Source organism: Pseudomonas sp. SH10-3B, assembly GCF_019891415.1.
Taxonomy (GTDB): Bacteria; Pseudomonadota; Gammaproteobacteria; order Pseudomonadales; family Pseudomonadaceae; genus Aquipseudomonas.
The window spans coordinates 1-955 of sequence record NZ_JAFLXD010000116.1 but is presented as its reverse complement, the minus strand read 5'-3'; the positions used below and the strand labels follow the sequence as shown (position 1 = coordinate 955).

The 955-nt window shown below is 59.8% G+C and carries 1 protein-coding gene; it reads left to right on the top strand.

What is annotated here, in order from left to right:
• Positions 1–955 (top strand): RHS repeat domain-containing protein (locus J1G35_RS30585; RefSeq protein ID WP_223016869.1); only part of this gene is annotated, 955 nt, incomplete at both ends.

Below are 955 nucleotides of genomic sequence, written 5' to 3'. Positions count from 1 at the left end.
GATCACGTGGTTTCGAACCCGGTGCCGGCGGTTCGTAACAAGACACAGAAGACGGTGTTGGTCAGGCAGGAGCCTGTCGATGATGTGCCTGCTGTATCGACGAATCCGAAGGGCGATGCGGCGGCTTCTTCGGATAAGACGGTAACCAACGGCTGCCCCGTGTCGATGGTTACCGGCGAGGAGTTGCTCACCCTCACCGATGGTGTTTTAGACGGGATCTTGCCGTTCGAGTGGACGCGGCTATATCGCACCAGTGCGGTGGAACTGGATTGCGGCTTGGGGTTTGGCTGGAGTCACTCGCTGGCGCATCGGCTGGTGGTTTCGGGCGATTCGGTGGTGTGGACGGACCATGAGAATCGCCTTACTTCATTTCCGCTGCCGACTGTTGCTCGGCCTGCAATCACCAACAGCTTGGCCGAAGCGGCGATCTATTTGGGCTCGTCGCCGGACGAGCTGGTGTTGGCCCAGGCATCACGGTTTTATCACTTTCGCGACGGTGTGCTGGTTTCGATCAGCGATGCGTACGACAACCGGCTGCGGATTGCTCGGGATTATTTGGGGCGCATTGAGCGGCTGGATAACGGTGCGGGGTGTGCGCTGTTCCTGCGCTATGAATCGGACCACATCGTGGCGGTGGACTACCAAGTACAGCGGGCAGAAGGCCGTGGTCCGTATGTCTGGATTACCGAGCAGACCGTCGTTTCCTACGCCTACGACGACGCTGGCCGACTGGTTTCGGCGACCAATGCGGTAGGTGAAAGCGAGGTTTATCGCTACGACGATCAGCACGTAATTCTTGAGCGCGGACTGGCCGGTGGCGCGAGTTTCTTCTGGGCGTGGGAACGGGCTGGCAAGGCTGCGCGGTGTGTGCGGCATTGGGCCAGTTTTTCCCAGATGGATACGCGGTATGCCTGGGGAGATGACGGCCGTGTCACGGTGCATAACGCCGATGGCA